Source organism: Mesorhizobium sp. M2A.F.Ca.ET.043.02.1.1, from assembly GCF_003952405.1.
Classification (GTDB): domain Bacteria; phylum Pseudomonadota; class Alphaproteobacteria; order Rhizobiales; family Rhizobiaceae; genus Mesorhizobium.
Genome location: NZ_CP034445.1, coordinates 3,794,141 through 3,810,436 on the forward strand (window position 1 = coordinate 3,794,141; position 16,296 = coordinate 3,810,436).

18 protein-coding genes and 1 tRNA gene are annotated in these 16,296 nt (G+C 64.7%); 13 read left to right on the forward strand and 6 right to left on the reverse strand.

From position 1 onward, the window contains the following. The first annotated feature begins 54 nt into the window (after positions 1–54). A complete protein-coding gene (locus EJ068_RS18180) occupies positions 55–762 on the forward strand; it encodes an SDR family NAD(P)-dependent oxidoreductase (RefSeq protein WP_127249700.1) in 708 nt (235 codons plus the stop codon). A gap of 135 nt (positions 763–897) precedes the next feature. On the opposite strand, the gene rpsA is transcribed toward EJ068_RS18180, so the two are convergent. The 3 genes from rpsA to aroA all read right to left on the reverse strand — a co-directional run bounded on the left by rpsA (position 898) and on the right by aroA (position 5,066). Then, positions 898–2,595 (reverse strand): 30S ribosomal protein S1, encoded by a 1,698-nt coding sequence (rpsA, locus tag EJ068_RS18185; protein ID WP_127249699.1) that lies wholly within the window; start codon positions 2,593–2,595, stop codon positions 898–900. Between the two features lie 196 nt (positions 2,596–2,791). Next, positions 2,792–3,442, reverse strand: coding sequence for a (d)CMP kinase (gene cmk, locus EJ068_RS18190; RefSeq protein ID WP_127249698.1), 651 nt, complete (start codon positions 3,440–3,442; stop codon positions 2,792–2,794). Positions 3,443–3,707: 265 nt separating this feature from the next. After that, complete coding sequence (gene aroA / locus EJ068_RS18195) at positions 3,708–5,066, reverse strand: 3-phosphoshikimate 1-carboxyvinyltransferase (RefSeq protein ID WP_127256349.1); 1,359 nt, start codon at positions 5,064–5,066, stop codon at positions 3,708–3,710. Positions 5,067–5,260: 194 nt separating this feature from the next. Here aroA and EJ068_RS18200 point away from each other — a divergent pair, with 194 nt between their 5' ends. Both EJ068_RS18200 and EJ068_RS18205 read left to right on the forward strand, forming a co-directional pair. Further along, a complete protein-coding gene (locus EJ068_RS18200; protein WP_126079851.1) occupies positions 5,261–5,659 on the forward strand; it encodes a TIGR02300 family protein in 399 nt (132 codons plus the stop codon). Positions 5,660–5,835: 176 nt separating this feature from the next. After that, positions 5,836–5,911 (forward strand) — tRNA-Ala (locus tag EJ068_RS18205). Between the two features lie 109 nt (positions 5,912–6,020). Here the strand turns inward: EJ068_RS18205 and EJ068_RS18210 are convergent. Next, on the reverse strand, positions 6,021–6,521 hold the full coding sequence (locus tag EJ068_RS18210) for a DUF6496 domain-containing protein (RefSeq protein ID WP_127249696.1): 501 nt from the start codon (positions 6,519–6,521) through the stop codon (positions 6,021–6,023). Between the two features lie 62 nt (positions 6,522–6,583). After that, complete coding sequence (locus EJ068_RS18215; RefSeq protein WP_348639298.1) at positions 6,584–7,168, reverse strand: YbhB/YbcL family Raf kinase inhibitor-like protein; 585 nt, start codon at positions 7,166–7,168, stop codon at positions 6,584–6,586. Between the two features lie 216 nt (positions 7,169–7,384). Between EJ068_RS18215 and EJ068_RS33695 the strand changes: the two genes are divergently transcribed. Next, positions 7,385–7,510 carry a hypothetical protein gene (locus EJ068_RS33695; protein ID WP_281058740.1) on the forward strand — a complete coding sequence of 42 codons (126 nt, stop codon included), beginning with the start codon at positions 7,385–7,387 and terminating at the stop codon, positions 7,508–7,510. Between the two features lie 403 nt (positions 7,511–7,913). Further along, entirely contained in the window at positions 7,914–8,270 is a 357-nt protein-coding gene (locus EJ068_RS18220; RefSeq protein ID WP_245463144.1) for a hypothetical protein, read from the forward strand. Between the two features lie 114 nt (positions 8,271–8,384). Here the strand turns inward: EJ068_RS18220 and EJ068_RS18225 are convergent, their stop codons facing one another. Beyond that, positions 8,385–9,497 carry a lactonase family protein gene (locus tag EJ068_RS18225; RefSeq protein WP_127249694.1) on the reverse strand — a complete coding sequence of 371 codons (1,113 nt, stop codon included), beginning with the start codon at positions 9,495–9,497 and terminating at the stop codon, positions 8,385–8,387. 261 nt (positions 9,498–9,758) lie between these two features. On the opposite strand from EJ068_RS18225, the gene EJ068_RS18230 reads away from it, so the two are divergent. The 8 genes from EJ068_RS18230 to EJ068_RS18260 are packed head-to-tail and all read left to right on the forward strand — an operon-like array spanning position 9,759 to position 16,294. Further along, positions 9,759–10,310: a MaoC family dehydratase gene (locus EJ068_RS18230; RefSeq protein ID WP_127249693.1), complete on the forward strand. Its 552-nt coding sequence runs from the start codon at positions 9,759–9,761 to the stop codon at positions 10,308–10,310. 3 nt (positions 10,311–10,313) lie between these two features. Then, positions 10,314–11,474, forward strand: a complete 1,161-nt coding sequence (locus EJ068_RS18235) for a CaiB/BaiF CoA-transferase family protein (RefSeq protein ID WP_127249692.1) — start codon at positions 10,314–10,316, stop codon at positions 11,472–11,474. 20 nt (positions 11,475–11,494) lie between these two features. Further along, positions 11,495–12,622, forward strand: coding sequence for an extracellular solute-binding protein (locus EJ068_RS18240; protein WP_189341905.1), 1,128 nt, complete (start codon positions 11,495–11,497; stop codon positions 12,620–12,622). A 25-nt stretch (positions 12,623–12,647) separates the two neighbouring features. Next, positions 12,648–13,034: a hypothetical protein gene (locus EJ068_RS33335; protein WP_245463145.1), complete on the forward strand. Its 387-nt coding sequence runs from the start codon at positions 12,648–12,650 to the stop codon at positions 13,032–13,034. Further along, positions 13,035–13,832 (forward strand): substrate-binding domain-containing protein, encoded by a 798-nt coding sequence (locus EJ068_RS33340; protein ID WP_281059025.1) that lies wholly within the window; start codon positions 13,035–13,037, stop codon positions 13,830–13,832. 56 nt (positions 13,833–13,888) lie between these two features. Continuing rightward, the gene (locus EJ068_RS18250) at positions 13,889–14,626 is read left to right on the forward strand and encodes an ATP-binding cassette domain-containing protein (RefSeq protein ID WP_126079845.1); all 738 of its coding nucleotides are present in this window, start codon (positions 13,889–13,891) and stop codon (positions 14,624–14,626) included. Then, complete coding sequence (locus EJ068_RS18255; RefSeq protein WP_126079844.1) at positions 14,619–15,356, forward strand: ATP-binding cassette domain-containing protein; 738 nt, start codon at positions 14,619–14,621, stop codon at positions 15,354–15,356. The genes EJ068_RS18250 and EJ068_RS18255 overlap by 8 nt, the downstream gene beginning before the upstream one ends. After that, positions 15,353–16,294, forward strand: a complete 942-nt coding sequence (locus tag EJ068_RS18260; protein ID WP_126079843.1) for an ABC transporter permease — start codon at positions 15,353–15,355, stop codon at positions 16,292–16,294. The genes EJ068_RS18255 and EJ068_RS18260 overlap by 4 nt, the downstream gene beginning before the upstream one ends. Positions 16,295–16,296 lie beyond the last annotated feature (2 nt).

Here is a 16,296-nt window from a genome sequence, read left to right on the forward strand (position 1 = left end):
GGGGCGGCATAACCCGAGATATAATCATAAAAAAATGACAGGAGCGCTCAAAGTATGACGGAAACGCTTAACGGCAGGCATGTCGTGATCACGGGCGGCACTGGGGCGCTCGGCGGCGCGGTTGTCGGCAGATTGCTGGAGCAAGGCGCGATCTGCCACGTGCCCAATGCCCACGCGGCGGCCCCGCCGCATTTTCCCTACGCAGCCCACGCCAGCGTGCATCTGGCGCACAATGTCGACCTGTCGGATTCGGCCAAGGTCGAGGCCTTCTACCATCAGGTGCCCGAGCTCTGGGCCTCGATCCATCTTGCCGGCGGCTTCACCATGGCGCCGGTCGAAAAGATCGAGTCGGCCTCCTTCGCCGAAATGATGGACACCAACGCCCGCACGACCTTCCTGTGCAGCCGCGCCGCGGTGCGCTCGCTGCTGGCGTCCGACACGGCCGGCCGCATCGTCAACGTTACCGCGCGCGCCGGCCTGGAACCGCGCAAAGGTTCGGGCATGGTCGCTTATACGGCGAGCAAGGCCGCGGTCGCGGCAATGACGGTGGCGATCGCCGAGGAGTTGAAGCACAAGGGCATACTGGTCAACGCCGTGGCCCCCTCGACGCTCGACACGCAGGCCAACCGCGAAGCCATGCCGGACGCCGATTTCGCCAAATGGGTCAGCCTTGAAGCAGCTGCGGAAGCGATCGCTTACCTGGCCTCGCCCGCAAACCAGGCCATGAGCGGCACGCTGGTCCCGCTCTACGGCAGGGCCTGAGCTCTATCTCTTTTTTTACGCAATTCCGGACGGAAAACCGCTGACACTTTTCCTGGAATTGCTCTGATATCCCGACAAAAGAAAACCCCGCCGGATCGCTCCGGCGGGGTTTTGTTATTCGCGAAGCGAAAGGGCTTAGTTACCCTGCTTCTTCAGCGCCGCGCCCAGGATGTCGCCAAGCGAGGCGCCGGAGTCGGTCGAGCCGTACTGGGCGACCGCTTCCTTTTCCTCGGCGATTTCCAGCGCCTTGATCGAGACCTGCAGCTTGCGGGTCTTCTTGTCGAAGGCGATGACGCGGGCGTCGACCTTCTGGCCGACGGTGAAGCGCTCGGGGCGCTGCTCGTCGCGGTCGCGCGAAAGGTCGGAGCGCTTGATGAAGGTCTCGATGCCGCTGTCGACCAGCCGCACGTCCAGACCGCCATCCTTCACGCCGATGACCTCGCAGGTGACGACGGCGTTCTTGCGCAGCTCGCCGCTATTGGCCGCTTCGCCGACCGTGTCGCGGGCCAGCTGCTTGATGCCGAGCGAGATGCGTTCCTTCTCGATGTCGACGTCGAGCACCTGCGCCTTGACCATGTCGCCGCGATTGTACTCTTCGATGACCTGCTCGCCCGGACGGGTCCAGTCGAGGTCGGACAGGTGCACCATGCCGTCCACGTCGCCTTCCAGGCCGATGAACAGGCCGAACTCGGTCTTGTTCTTGACCTCGCCCTCGACCTGGCTGCCGACCGGATGGTTGCGCGCGAAGGCTTCCCACGGGTTCTCAAGCGTCTGCTTGAGACCGAGCGAGATGCGGCGCTTGGCCGGATCGACCTCGAGCACGACCACGTCGACTTCCTGGGTCGTCGACAGGATCTTGCCGGGGTGCACGTTCTTCTTCGTCCACGACATTTCCGAAACGTGGATGAGGCCCTCGATGCCCGGCTCCAGCTCGACGAACGCGCCGTAGTCGGTGATGTTGGTGACGGTGCCCTTGATCTTCTTGCCGATCGGGAACTTGGTGCCGATATCCGACCACGGATCCGACTCGAGCTGCTTCATGCCGAGCGAGATGCGGTGGGTTTCCTGGTTGATGCGGATGATCTGCACCTTGACCGTCTGGCCGATGTTGAGGATCTCGGTCGGATGGTTGACGCGGCGCCATGCCATGTCGGTGACATGCAGCAGGCCGTCGATGCCGCCGAGGTCGACGAACGCACCGTAGTCGGTGATGTTCTTGACCACACCCTCGACCACCTGGCCTTCCTCGAGGTTCTGCACGATTTCCGAACGCTGTTCGGCGCGGCTCTCCTCGAGCACGGTGCGGCGCGACACCACGATGTTGCCGCGGCGGCGATCCATCTTGAGGATCTCGAAGGGCTGCGGGTTGTGCATCAGCGGGGTGACGTCGCGGATCGGACGGATATCGACCTGGCTGCGCGGCAGGAACGCCACGGCGCCGTCGAGGTCGACGGTGAAGCCGCCCTTGACCTGGTTGAAGATGACGCCTTCGACGCGCTCACCCTTGGTGAACTTCTCCTCGAGACGCACCCAGCTCTCCTCGCGGCGAGCCTTATCGCGCGACAGCATGGCTTCGCCAAGCGCGTTCTCGATGCGCTCGACATAGACCTCGACGGTGTCGCCGACCTTGAGGGAGGAGTCCTTGCCCTTGGCGCCGAATTCCTTAAGCGGCACGCGGCCTTCGACCTTGAGGCCGACATCGATGATGGCCATGTCCTTTTCGATCGCGGTGATCGTGCCCCGGACAACCTGGCCCTCGCCGGAATGGCCGGCGGTGAATGATTCTTCGAGCATGCTCGCGAAATCGTCGCGAGACGGATTAGCAGCTGACATTGTTTCTCCTGGAATGCTCCGCTTTTGTCGCGGAGCGGGCGCCGTGGGTTAGCGTTGCGTGAGCCTGCCGGCGTTCCGGGCTGAAGAGCCCTTGGCCGCTATCTAAGCGGCAAGTCCGGCGCATGAAGAATGCTGGCAGGCTGGTTCGTGCCCGATATGGGTATTTTCGCCGCTCAAGGCAACCGAAAAAGCCCGATCAGGCCTTGTTTCTCTTGGCAAGGACATCGTCAACGATCGCCATTGCCGCCAGAAACGCGGCTTCTATAGCCATTTCGCTGGTATCAAGCAAGTGCGCGTCCGCCGCCGGCTTCAGCGGCGAGGAGGCTCTGCCCATGTCGCGCTCGTCGCGGCGCTCGATGTCGGCGAGGATGGTGGCGAAGTCGGCGCTGCCGCCCATGCTCTCGATCTCGGCCAGCCGGCGCTTCGCCCGCACCTCGGCGCTTGCCGTGACATAGAGCTTGATGTCGGCATCCGGGCACACCACCGTGCCGATGTCGCGGCCGTCGAGCACCGCGCCCGGCGGCGCCTTGGCGAAGGCTCGCTGCTTCTCGACCAGGATGCGCCGCACCGTGGGAATGACCGCGACCTTGGAGGCCGCTTCGCCCACCGCATGCGCCGACAGCACGGTACGGTCGAGGTTCGAAAGGTCCACCTGCCGCGCCGCCGTTTCCGCCGCCGAGACGTTGTCGAGCGGCAGGCCGAGCTCGAGCAGCTTATGCGCCACAGCGCGATAGGTGAGGCCGGTGTCGAGCAGGTTGAGGCGATAGTGGTCGGCGAGCCGGCGGGCGAGCGTGCCCTTGCCCGCGCCGGCGGGGCCGTCAATGGCAATGGTGAAGGTGTGGGTCATGGGCGGACCATCGCTTCGTTGGCGTGGCGACAAACCCTCACGCCTTCGTCATCCCAGGGCGAAGCGAAGCGGAGACCCTGGGATCCATGCCGTGACATCAGCCGAAGAATGCCACGGACCAGAATTCTGCACCGCTGCAGCGCGTTGGCGTCACGGCATGGATCCTGGGGTCTGCGCCGCGTCGCTTCGCTCCTCGCTCCGCCCCAGGATGACGACGGGACGGATGTTGGGTGCCAATCTCGAAAGTTTGCGATTGCCATCGCCGTCACTCGATCTCCGCGCCCAATCCCTTCATCAGTCCCATGAATTCCGGAAAGCTCGTCGCGATCATGTTCGCGTCGTCGATGGTCACCGGCTTCTCGGTGGCCAGCCCCATGATCAGGAAGCTCATCGCGATGCGATGGTCGAGATGCGTCTTCACCGCCGTGTCCGGTCCATTGGGGTGAGCGCCCAGCCCCTTGCCGCCCGGTCTGCCGCGCACGGCGAGCGATGCCTCGCCCTCGGTGCAGTCGACACCGTTGAGCTTCAGCCCGTTGGCGACCGCCGACAGCCGGTCGGATTCCTTGACGCGCAATTCCTCCAGGCCCTGCATCAGCGTCTCGCCCTCGGCGAAGCTGGCCGCGACCGCCAGCACCGGATATTCGTCGATCATCGACGGTGCGCGTTCCGGCGGTACGGTAACGCCCTTCAACTCGGAATAGCGCACGCGCAAATCCGCCACGTCCTCGCCGCCGGCATTGCGCGGATTGAGGATATCGATCCGGCCGCCCATTTCCTGCAATGTGAGAAGCAGGCCGGTGCGGGTCGGGTTCATCAGCACGTTTTCGATCACGATGTCCGAGCCCGGCACGATCAGCGCCGCCACCAGCGGGAAGCCGGCCGAGGACGGGTCGCCGGGCACGGCGATCGTCTGTCCGGTGAGCTTGCCCTGGCCTTCGATGAAGATGTGGCGCACGCCGCGCTCGTCGGTCTCCACGGTCAGGTTCGCGCCAAAGCCTTTCAGCATCTTTTCGGTGTGGTCGCGCGTCATCACCGGCTCGATCACCGTGGTGATGCCGGGCGTGTTCAAGCCGGCAAGCAGCACCGCCGACTTCACCTGGGCCGACGCCATCGGCACGCGATAGGTGATCGGCGCAGCATGCTTCGGGCCGCGCAGCGTGATCGGCATGCGGTCGCCGGGCGCCGCCTTCAGCACCTGCACGCCCATCTGGCGCAGCGGGTCCAGCACGCGGCCCATCGGCCGGCCCGACAGCGAGGCGTCGCCGATGAAGGTGGTCTCCATGTCATAGGTGCCGACGAGACCCATGGTGAGGCGCGAACCGGTGCCGGCATTGCCGAAATCGAGCGGCCCTTCCGGCTGCAGCAGCGCGCCGTTGCCGGTGCCGCGGATCACCCACTCGGCGCCGTTCTTCTCGATGTGTGCGCCCATCGCCTTCATGGCAGCTCCGGTGCGCATCACGTCCTCGCCCTCGAGCAGGCCTGTGATGCGCGTCTCGCCCGAGGCAAGGCCGCCGAACATGAAGGAGCGGTGCGAGATCGACTTGTCGCCCGGCACGCGCGCGGTGCCGGCAAGGGCAGGGGATTTGCGGGCCGTGGCTTGTTTAGCGGCGGCGGAATGAGACATTTTGTCTTCCAAATGGAAGGCCGGCTGGCCGGCCCGGTTCGTCATGATGCGGCGGTCTCGTATCACGGCGCGCGGCAATGGTCATCCCCTTGGCGCAAGCCTTTGAAAAGCGGGTTTCGAGCACATGTCTTTTGGCTTTGACAGCGCGGAAAACTGCGGTTAAGGGGACCATTCTTTTTTTGACGAGGCCTGACGTGGCAAAAGCTGAACTTGGCACCAAGCGTGTCGACCCCGAAACGGGTCGGAAATTCTACGACCTGAACAAAGATCCGATTGTCTCGCCCTATACGGGCAAGAGCTATCCGCGCTCTTATTTCGACGAAGGCAAGATTTCCGCCCTCGAGGAAGATGAGGAAGTCGCCGACAAGGAAGTGGACGGCGACGAGGAAGAAGGCGCCGAAGTTGTCTCGCTCGAGGACGCCGACGAGGAAGCCAAGGGCGGCGGCGACGATCTTCCCGATCTCGGCGACGACGAGGATGACGACGTCGATCTCGGCGATGATGAGGACGATACCTTCCTTGCCGACGAAGAAGAAGAGGACGATGACGTCTCCGACATGATCGGCGTCGGCGATGACGAGGACGAGGTCTGATTTTAGACCTCGGCGCGATTGTTTGCCGGCGATTTTCGCCTGTGACGAAAAAGCGGTCTTTGAAGGCTTGATCTTGACCGAAGGCGGCGCTAGAAGCCGCCAGCATTAAACGACGGCGCGGTTCCCAACCGCGCCGGATCTCTTCGCCGGAAACGGCGCCGGCTGACTGCCGGAGTGGGGCCATAGCTCAGTTGGGAGAGCGCTTGAATGGCATTCAAGAGGTCGTCGGTTCGATTCCGATTGGCTCCACCAAACAGTCCTTCCTGCGCAGATTCTTAGCGGCAGAAATCGTCACCGCTGCACGCGCTTGGCCGCGGCGCGCCCGAGCTCGTAGGGGTGGCCTGGACGCAATGTGGCGAGACTAACCGCGCACGCCGCGGGTTCTGGCTGCCTTGCGCGCAGCCGCTGACCGTCCGGCGGCGCCTTTGGTCTGCGCGGCTTTCCTGGCCGCCGCCGACCGCTCTGCGGCCGTGCGGCCGGATGCGGCGCTCTTGGCCTGCCGCGACAGGGCCTTGTGGGAGGCGGCGCTTTTCGGCTCGCCCTCGAGCACCTTCGACACCGCCTTCGAGAGCTTCGGCTGGCGCTTCGGCTTGCGTTCGCCCTGGCCTGCCTCGTAGGCATATTTGGCGCTCTTGCGCGTGGTCTCCTTCACGTCGCCTTTTTTGAGCGGCGGCAGGTCGACGCCCGCGCGGCGCGCTTCCGAAAGGCCGATGGCGATCGCCTGCTTGGTTGAGCGGGCGCCGTGCTTGCCTTGGCGGACTTTATCGATTTCCGCGTGAACGAATTCACCGGCCTGCGTGCTTGCCGATTTGCCTTCGCGCTTGTCCTTGCGCGCCTTTTCGATGGTTTTCTTGTCCGGCATCGTTTTTCTCCTTGTTCGAACGGGGCACGATCGAACGCCAACAGGCCACTTCGGATCGCGCGTCAGCGGCTTTCATAGGTGCCGACAAGCTCGGCGGTGGCGATCATGTGCGGTCCCGCATGGGCCAGAAGGTCGGCGATTGCCGTTTCTCCGCTGGATTCCAGCGTCTCCACGTCGAGTGCCGAAAGGCGGAAGTGATAGTGATGGACGCCATGCCCTTTTGGCGGCTGGGGACCGTCATAATGGGCGTTGCCGAAGTCGTTCACGCCTTGGCGGAAACTCTCCGGCCCGGCAGTGCCTTCGGGCAGGCGATCCCGCCCGGCGGCGATGTCATAGACTGCCCAATGGCGAAACATGCCGCGCGGCGCGTCGGGATCCTCGACGACAAGCAGGAAGCTTCTGGTCCCGGTCGGCGCGTTCTTCCATTGCAGGGGAGGAGACAAGTTGCCTCCGTTGCGGACAAAGGGCTCGGGAATGGTCTGCCCGGTTTCAAAGGCTGGGCTCTCAAGCGTGAAAGCCATGCTGGAACTCCCTGCTCTATCGCGTTCTTCTCGAAGAAAATCGACAAACGATCTTTGCTCGGATCGGTGGAGCGCAATCGCGGCTGGTTTCTTGGGAACGTGGGGCGTCGGCGGGAGTTCCAGCATCACGCCCCCCCCGACGGCGCTCGATGAATGCTCGCAAGTGGAGCTATCGCCCCTTGAAAAGCTGCCCGGACGGAAGCGACGCAGGCCGTATCCGGCGAAAGAGTTGGCAGGTCGGCATAAGAGCCGTTGAGGCGGAACCGCAGGTCTCGACGATTTTGCCGGCCGCATTTTCGGTATATTGAATCGGAAGGTGTCGGCGCAGCAGGTAACAACGTCATGCGCGTTCTGGTCCGGATTGCGGTGATCGTCGCGATATTGTTGGCGTTGCTGTATCTGGGATTGTGGTATTCGACTGGCGAACAGGGCTTTCTGCTGCTCCCCGGCGGCGCGCCGTCTCAATAGATGGATGGCCCTGAAATTTGAACTGGCTTTGACATTCCTGCGATGAATTCCCGTTGGGCCACGGCGTCCCTGGGATGACCTGCTCGCCCGATTGTTTGGCCCGGGTACAAAGGAAAGTGCCCGAGGAAACCCCTATGCCGGCGACGGCAACTAGGCTAAGTGGCTTCCTGTCAGAGGGATGCTTATGAGAATTCCGGTTTTGGGTGGGAAACTGGCACAGGGACGGGTTCGATCCGGACTGCTTGCGCGATCAAGCAGTCTCTTGCCGATGCTGGGCGTTGTGGCCGCGCTTGTCGCTTGCCAGTCGACTCCAGACACACAGCCTGTTCCTGGCTCCCATCCTGTTGCTGACCCGCAACCCGCTCCAGCCGCTGCACCCGCTCCGGCCTTGCCGAATTCGGCGGTGCTCGATCAGACGGTCGCGGTCGTTCCGCCCGGCAAGGGCGTTCCGGCGAGATACGCCGCCTTCTCCGGCATCTGGGCAGGGCAGCTCAACGGCATGTATGACGGCAAGCTGGCGGTGCTGACCGTGTCCTCGGGCGGGCAGGTGACGGTCAGCTACGCATGGGGCGACCTGGCCGACAACAAGCCGGGCGTCGCCGACGGATCCGGCAGGATTTCCGGCAACACGTTAAAGCTCGGGCGCCTGCCGAACGGCGCGGACATCACCGCCACGATGCCGTCGCCCGGAACGCTCAACGTCACCTACGCGCTTGCCGGCCAGATCTATGCCGGCACGTTCGCCCGGGTCAGCCAGTAGGCAACGCCAGCCGTTAGAGCAATTCCAGGAAAAGTGTGAGCGGTTTTCCGTCCGGAATTGCGTAAAAACAAGGAGATAGAGCTGTTCGCCGTTTCCGTGAAACGGTGAAGCGCTCTAGAATTGAGCCAGGTCGCGCGTGATCCGCACGCACATCGGCGTTCCGATCTCGATGGCCTGCCCGGTGTCGGTCAGCCGGCCGCTTTGCTCGTCGCGTGCGAAGATCGAGATGCGGTCGGCGTTCTGGTTGGCTGAGAAGAGATGCCTGCCGGATGGCGTCAGCGCCAGGTTACGCGGCGTCGGGCCGCCGCATGGCGTGAAGTCCACCGTTTGGAGTTTTCCCGTCTGCTGATCGACGGCGGAGATCGCGACGCTGTCATGGCCGCGGTTGGAGCCGTAGAGGAAGCGCCCGTCGGGCGAGATCTGGATGTCGGCGCAGTGATTGTGCGCGCGAGCCTCTGCGGGTACCGCCGGCTTGGTGTCGATCAGTTCAAGCCTGCCTGAAGACGGCTCAAGCGCCAACGACACGACCGTCGAGTCCAGCTCGTTCATGACGAAGCCGAAGCGGCCGTTCGGATGCAGCGCGACATGGCGCGGCCCGGCGCCGGGCGCGAGCGCCGACGACGCGAGCTTCACCAGCGCGCCGTCCGGCTCGATCCGGTAGGAGATCAGCTGGTCGATGCCGAGATCGGCGACGATGGCGACGCCGCCCTGGATGGTCTCGGTGACGCTGTGCGCATGCGAGCGCTCCTGCCGCTCTGCATTGGGGCCGGTGCCGGAATGCGCGACGCTCGCCAGCGGCGCCGTCAGGCCGCCATCGGCCGCAAAGCCGAACACCGCAACCGCCTTGTCGGGGCCGCCGCTGCCCATGCCATAATTCGCGACCAGAAGCTTGCTGCCGTCGCGGGTGATTGTGTTGTGGGCGGTGATGCTGCCGAGCGATGGCTGCTTGTTGATATAGGCGAGAGAGTTGGTGGCGCGGTCGAAGCGATAGGCCGTGACCGTTCCCTCGCGCCAGGCGAAGACTTCCGAATTGGCATAGATCAGCGTCCCGTCCGGCGTAACCGACAGGAAGGTCGGATTGTCGACCTCATTGGTCTCGGCAAGTTTTTGAATGGCAAGCGTTGCCTCGTCGAAGGCGTAGACGCCGAGGCCGACGCCGCGTGCGCCCTGGAAATAGGGCGCCTCGCGGTTGAGGCTGCCGACAAAGACAAGACAGGCGCTTTGCATCGATCTTCCTCCCTAAGCCGGTTCCGCAAAAGTGTCTTACGGTTTTGCGAAGAGAACCTGCGAAACAACAATACCGGCGGCTCCTCCGCCTGTGCCGGCTTTGCAAAAATTTCGCCGATCGTCGCTTGCAAGGCAATCCCATATGTGAAAATATTATTCACAAAAGAAAATTGACGGGAGGAAAGCGACTATGCATCTCGCCATCCGGCATCGTGCCCGGAACCGCCTTGCGGGCCGCGCCGAAAGCTCCCGGAGCACGGCATGAGCGCGTTCTCGCCGACCGTCGGCGTCGCCTCGACGCATCCGGCCGACATGCCTGAGGCGCATGCCGACATCCCCGTCTGGAATTCGGAAAACTGGTTCTACGAGGACTGGCAGCCCGGCCGCAAAATCCGCTCGCTCCGTCGCACCATCGCCGAGGGTGAAAGCCATATGTTCAATGCGCTGGTGCTGGATATCCACCCTTACGTCCAGGACCAGATGTTCGCCGAGCGGGAAGGCATTTTCGGCAAGCGCTTGGTGGCCGGCGCCTTCGTCTTTTCGGCCGGGCTTGGGCTGGTCGCCACCAACTGCGTCAACGCCTTTTCCTATGGCTATGACAAGCTCCGCTTCATCAAGCCGGTCTTCATCGGCGACACCATTTATTCGATCCGCACCAACCTCGACAAAAAGCCGCGCTATCACGACATGGGCCTGATCCGCGCCCGCTATGAAGTCTTCAAGGGTGAAGGAGAGCTCGTGCTCTACTGCGAGCATCTGCAGACGGTGAAATACAAGAACCCGGCCGATTTCGTCGGCAAGACCGAGAAGTGAACCGTGGCCGCTGACGCTGAACTTCCGCTGACCGGCCTCGTGGTCGTCGACATGAGCCAGTTCCTGTCGGGGCCTTACTGTTCGCTGCGCCTGCTCGACCTCGGCGCGCGCGTCATCAAGATCGAGCGGCCGGATGGCGGGGATCTGTCGCGCCGGCTCTATCTCAGCGACACCGAGATCGGCGGCGATTCCACCATCTTCCATGCCATCAACCGCGGCAAGGAGAGCCTGGCCGTCGACCTCAAGAACGAGGCCGATCTCGCCGCGCTGCGCGGCCTGATCGCCAAGGCCGACGTGCTGATCCAGAACTTCCGGCCGGGCGTCATCGAGCGGCTCGGCCTCGATTACGAGCATGTCAGCACCATCAACCCGCGGCTCGTCTACGCCTCGATCAGCGGCTATGGCGAGGACGGCCCCTGGGTGAAGCGCCCGGGGCAGGATCTGCTCGCCCAGGCGCGCTCCGGCGTGATGTGGCTGAACGGCGACGAGGAGCAGGGGCCGGTGCCGTTCGGGCTGGCGATCGCCGACATGCTGGCGGGCGCGGCCTGCGCGCAAGGCATCCTCGCCAAACTGGTGCGGCGCGGCATCACGGGCGAGGGCGGCCATGTCGAGACCAGCCTGCTCGAGGCGCTGGTCGATTTCCAGTTCGAGGTGCTGACCACGCATCTCAACGACGGCCGCCGCCTGCCGAAGCGCTCGTCCTTTCGCAGCGCCCATGCCTATCTCTCGGCGCCTTACGGCATCTATCCGGCCAAGGACGGTTACCTGGCGATCGCCATGACGCCGATCCCGAAGATTGCCGATCTGCTCGAATTGCCCGAGCTCGACCCGTTCCGCGACAAGCCCGCGACCTGGTTCACCGCCCGCGACGAGATCAAGGCCATCATCGCCAGGCGCATCGCCGAAAAAACCACCGACCAGTGGCTGGCCATTCTCGAGCCCGCCGACATCTGGTGCGCCAAGGTGCTGACCTGGCCGGAACTGATGGAAAACGACGGCTTCAAGGCGCTCGACATGCTGCAGACCGTGACGCGGGAGGACAATGTCTCGATCCTCACCACGCGTTCGCCGCTGCGCGTCGACGGCGCCCGCGCCAAGGTGGATCGGGCCGCTCCGCGCATCGGCGAGCACAGCGAGAAGATCCGCGCGGAGTTCGGCCTGTGAGCGGTGGTTTTCTGAAAGGCATGACCTGGAGCCATCCGCGCGGCTACGACCCGATGATGGCTTGCTCGGCGCTGTGGCAGGAAAAGACCGGCGTCTCGATCGAATGGGAGAAGCGCTCGCTGCAGGATTTCGAGTCCTTCCCGGTCGAAGAGCTCGCCCGCGCCTATGATTTGATCGTCATCGACCATCCGCATGTCGGTCAGATCACCGCCGAGAAATGCCTGGCGCCGCTCGATGTGCCGGGACGCGAGGCGGAACGCGAGGCGCTGGCCAGGGGCAGTGTCGGCAAATCCTACCCGAGCTACACCTGGCAACAGCGGCAATGGGCTTTTCCGATCGACGCCGCCACCCAGGTGCAGGCCTGGCGGCCGGATTTGATCGAAGCCGCGCCGGTGATCTGGACCGAAGTGCTGGCGCTTGCCGAGCAGGGCCGCGTGCTCTTGCCGCTAAGGCCGCCGCACTCGCTGATGTGCTTCTACACTTTGGCCGCCGAACTCGGCCGGCCCTGCACGGTCGACGGCTCGGTTGACCTCATCGATGGCGAAACCGGCGAAACCGCCTTCGAGATGCTGAGCGCGATCGCGGCGCTCGTCGATCCCGCATGCCTGACGATGGACCCGATCACCGTATTCGAGAAAATGGCCGAGCCGGGCTCGCGCATCGCCTGCGCGCCGCTGATCTATGGCTATGTTTCCTATGCGGCGGCGGGTTTTCGGCCGCATCGCCTCGGCTTTGCCGACATGCCGGTCGTCGGCGGCAACGACCCGGTCGGCTCCGCGCTTGGCGGCACCGGCATTGCCGTCTCCGCCTTTTCCGCCGCGCGCGAGGCGGCGATCGACTTCGCTTACTGGATCGCCAGCGGCGATGTGCAGCGCGGCCCTTACGCCGCCGCCGGTGGCCAGCCCGGCCATGCCGCCGCCTGGGAGGATGACGCCGTCAACGCCGCGACTGGTAATTTCTATCGCGCCACGCGCGCGACGCTCGAAGGCGCCTGGGTCCGCCCCCGCCATGACGGCTACATGCCGTTCCAGCAGCAGGCCTCCGACCGCATCAACGAAGGCCTTGCCGGCAGACAGGACGCGGGCCGCGTCGTCGCCGACATCAATCGCCTGTTCCGGGAGAGTTTCGCGCCGGCCGCCGCCGGCTAGTTTCACTGCACCAAGGGAGGAAAAAATGACCAGCCTGATACGCGGCCTGCTCGCCGCAACCGCCTTAGTCTCGATCCCGTTCGCCGCCCATGCCGCCGACGTGAAGTCGGTGATCGACGGCCTGCCCGCCGACCTCAAGGCGCAATATGACGGCGCGCCGCAGAAAGTGCTGCCCTCGGCCTGGGATAATTTCACGCCGCCGGCGAAGCCCTGGAAGTGGTGCCATTCGGAGAGCTACCAGGGCAATCCGTGGCGCGTCTCGGTCACCAAGGAGCTGAAGCGGCTGGTCGATGGCCTCATCGCCGGCGGCACGGTGTCGAGCTTCGAGGTGTCGGATTCGAACAACGACGCGAGCCAGCAGATCAACCAGATCCGCGCCTTCATCGACAAGAAATGCTCGATCATCACTTAGATCCCGGGCTCGGCGACAGCGCTCGACGACGCTGTCGATGCTGCAGCCAAGGCGGGCATTCCCTTCATCACCGCTGCGGGTTCCATCACCAGCCCCAACGCCATCAATGTCGATTCCAACTATGCCCGCTGGGGCTATGACATGATGACGGCGATCGGCAAGGTGAAGCCCGACTCAAGCGTGCTGGTGGTGGAAGGCATCGGCGGACATCCGATCGTCGTCCAGGAAAAGCAGGGCGCCGACAAGGCGCTGTCCGAGAACAAGGGGCTCAAGGTCGCGCGCACCGTCAACGGCAATTGGACGGCCAACGTCACCAAGACAGTGGTGCTGCAGGCGATCGCCACCAATCCGGCGCCGATCGACGCTGTGTGGACGACCGGCAGCGAAAGCCGCGTCGTCGCCGAAGCCTTCGCCGAAGCCGGACGGCCGGCGCCGCTGATCACCGGCTCGATCACTGGCGACGCGCTCGGCTACTGGAAAGCCAATCCCGACAAGTACCGCTTCGAGGGCCATGCGGTACTGCCCGGCTGGACGGCGCAGACGCTGTTCCGTGTCGGCGAGCGCATGCTCGACGGCCAGAAGCCGAAGCTCAACACGCTGCTGATCCCGATCCCGCCGGTTCATGCCGCCGAGCTCGACAAATGGTACAAGGACTGCATGACGCCGGATGCCGTATCGGTCTTCCCTGTGCCGCCGACCGACCCGATGCCCGAGGACGTGCTCGACGCCTATTTCACCAATCCCGCGGCGACCAAGGGCTGGGATTATTCCAAGGTGCCGGACGCCTGCGCCAAGTGATGTCACGCGAAGCCGGCTCCTGCTGAGGAGTCGGCTTCTCCTTTCCGGGAAGAAAAATGCTCGAGGTCCAAGGCGTTTCAAAGCGCTATGGCGAAACCGTCGCGCTGGCGGAGGCGTCGATCGCCTTCCGTCCCGGCACGATCCATACCATCCTGGGCGAGAACGGCTCGGGCAAGAGCACGCTGGTGAAGCTGTTGTCCGGCATCGTGCAGCCGGATGGCGGCGCGATCCTGCTCGATGGCAAAGCGTTTTCCGGAGCGCAGCCCGCCGCCTTTCAGGCCGCGGGCTTTGCCACCGTGTTCCAGGAGGTGCTGGTCGCGCCTGAACGTTCGGTGACCGACAACATCCTTCTCGGCCTCGACGGCCTGTGGCGACGAGGCGTGCCGCGCGGCGAGCGGCGCGCCAGGGCGCAGGCCGCGCTCGGCCGCTTCGCGGTGACGCCGATCGATCTCGACCGGCCGTGCGGCGAGCTGCCGCTTGCCGCAAGGCAGCTTGTCGTGCTCGCCCGCGCCGTCATCCGCAACCCGCGTGTCCTGATCCTCGATGAGGTGACGGCGGCGCTCGACTTCGCCGACCGCGAGTCGGTCTTCGCGCTGATGCGCGCCATGGCCGGGGCGGGCACGCTGATCCTGTTCATCACGCACCGCATGGACGAAGTGATGGCTTTGTCCGACCGCATATCCATCCTGCGCGCCGGCCGCGTGGTGAAGACCGAGGAGCGCGGCACCTCGACCCCGGCCGAGCTCCTGGCGGCGATGGCGCCGCAAACGGCAGCGGAGCTGGCGCATGGCTGAGACAAAGGCGCTTCATGTGCGGGGGCTGGTCATCGCGCCGGGTGTCGATCCGATCAGCCAGACCATCGCGCCGGGCGAGATCGTCGGTCTTGCCGGGCTCGACGGCCATGGTCAGGAACGCTTCCTGCGCGCGCTGGCCGGGCTCGAGCGTCCGGTCGCGGGCGACATCGCTGTCGACGGTAAGGCCGGATCGATCACCAGCTTTCGCAAAGCCGTCGCCGGCGGCATCGCCTATCTGCCGCGCGATCGCCGCTCGACCGGCATTTTCCCGACTCAATCGGTGCTCGACAATTTCGCCATTTCCACCGTGTCGAACGACCGCCGCTTCGGCCTCTTGAGCTTCGCCGCCCGACGTCGTCGCTACGATACCTATAGGCAAAGGCTCAGCATAGTCGCGCCGCGTCCCGACGCGGCCATAACCACGCTGTCCGGCGGCAACCAGCAGAAGGTGCTGCTCGCCCGCGCCCTTGCGCTGGAGCCAAACTTCCTTCTGCTCAACGACCCGACGCGCGGCGTCGACGTGGCGACCCGGCACGTGCTCTATGACGTCTTCCGCGGCCTTGCCGCCGAGGGCATGGCCTTGGTGATCCTGTCCAGCGAGATCGAGGAGATACTGCTTCTCTGCCACCGCGTGCTGGTGTTCCGCGAGCAGCGCGTATCGGCCGAGTTCTCCGGCGCCGAGATGACCACCGATACGGTGATCGCCGCCATGTTCGGACGCGCCGCATGAGCCCGACCCTTCGCAAGCTGCGCGGCGTCGGCTTTGCTGTCGTGATGCTCGTCGTCCTGCTGGTGCTCAACGTCGCGCTCAATCCGGCGCGTTTTCAGCCTTCGTCCTGGGGCACGCTGCTCGGGCTGGCCGCTCCCCTGATCGGCGCGGCCGTCGCCTCGGCGCCGGTCATCCTGGCGGGACGCGGCGGCATCGACATCTCCGCCGGCCCGCTGATGGGCTTCGTCAACGCCCTGGTCATCCAGGTCCTGTTCCTCAATCTCGGCATCTCGTCGCCATGGATCGTCGTTCCGGCAGCGCTGTTGGTCGGGGCGACTGTTGGCGCCGCGAATGGCGCGCTTGCCACCATCGTGCGCATCCAGCCGATCGTGGCGACGCTCGGCACCTATCTGATCCTCACCGGCGTCACGCTCACCATCCTGCCGGCGCCGATCGGTCCGGCGCCGGACTGGCTGAAGGCCATGGCGGGACCGCTCTCGATCGTGCCGCTGGCGCTGATCGGCCTGTGCTGGCTGCTCGTGCGCCGCACGCCCTATTACGACCTGCTGATGGCCGTTGGCAGCGACGACCGCGCCGCCTATACGGCCGGCGTGCCGGTGACGAAGGTGCGGCTCGTTGCCTATGTCCTGACCGGGCTCTTTGCCGCCGCCGCCGGACTGATGCTCACCTCGCTGATCGGCTCGGCCGACCCCAATATCGGCCCGACCTACACGCTGATCGCGATTGCCGCCGTGGCGCTCGGCGGCGTCAGCCTCGCCGGCGGGCGCGGCGGTCTCGGCGGCGCCGCGATCGGCGCCATCGACATTTTCCTGCTGCAGAGCCTGCTCACCACCTTCAACGTTTCGACTTATGTGCTGCAGATCGCCTATGGCCTGATCCTCGTCGTCGCCGTGGTGCTGACAGCGGTGCAGGAACGGCTGTCGAGGCGGAAAGGCTGACC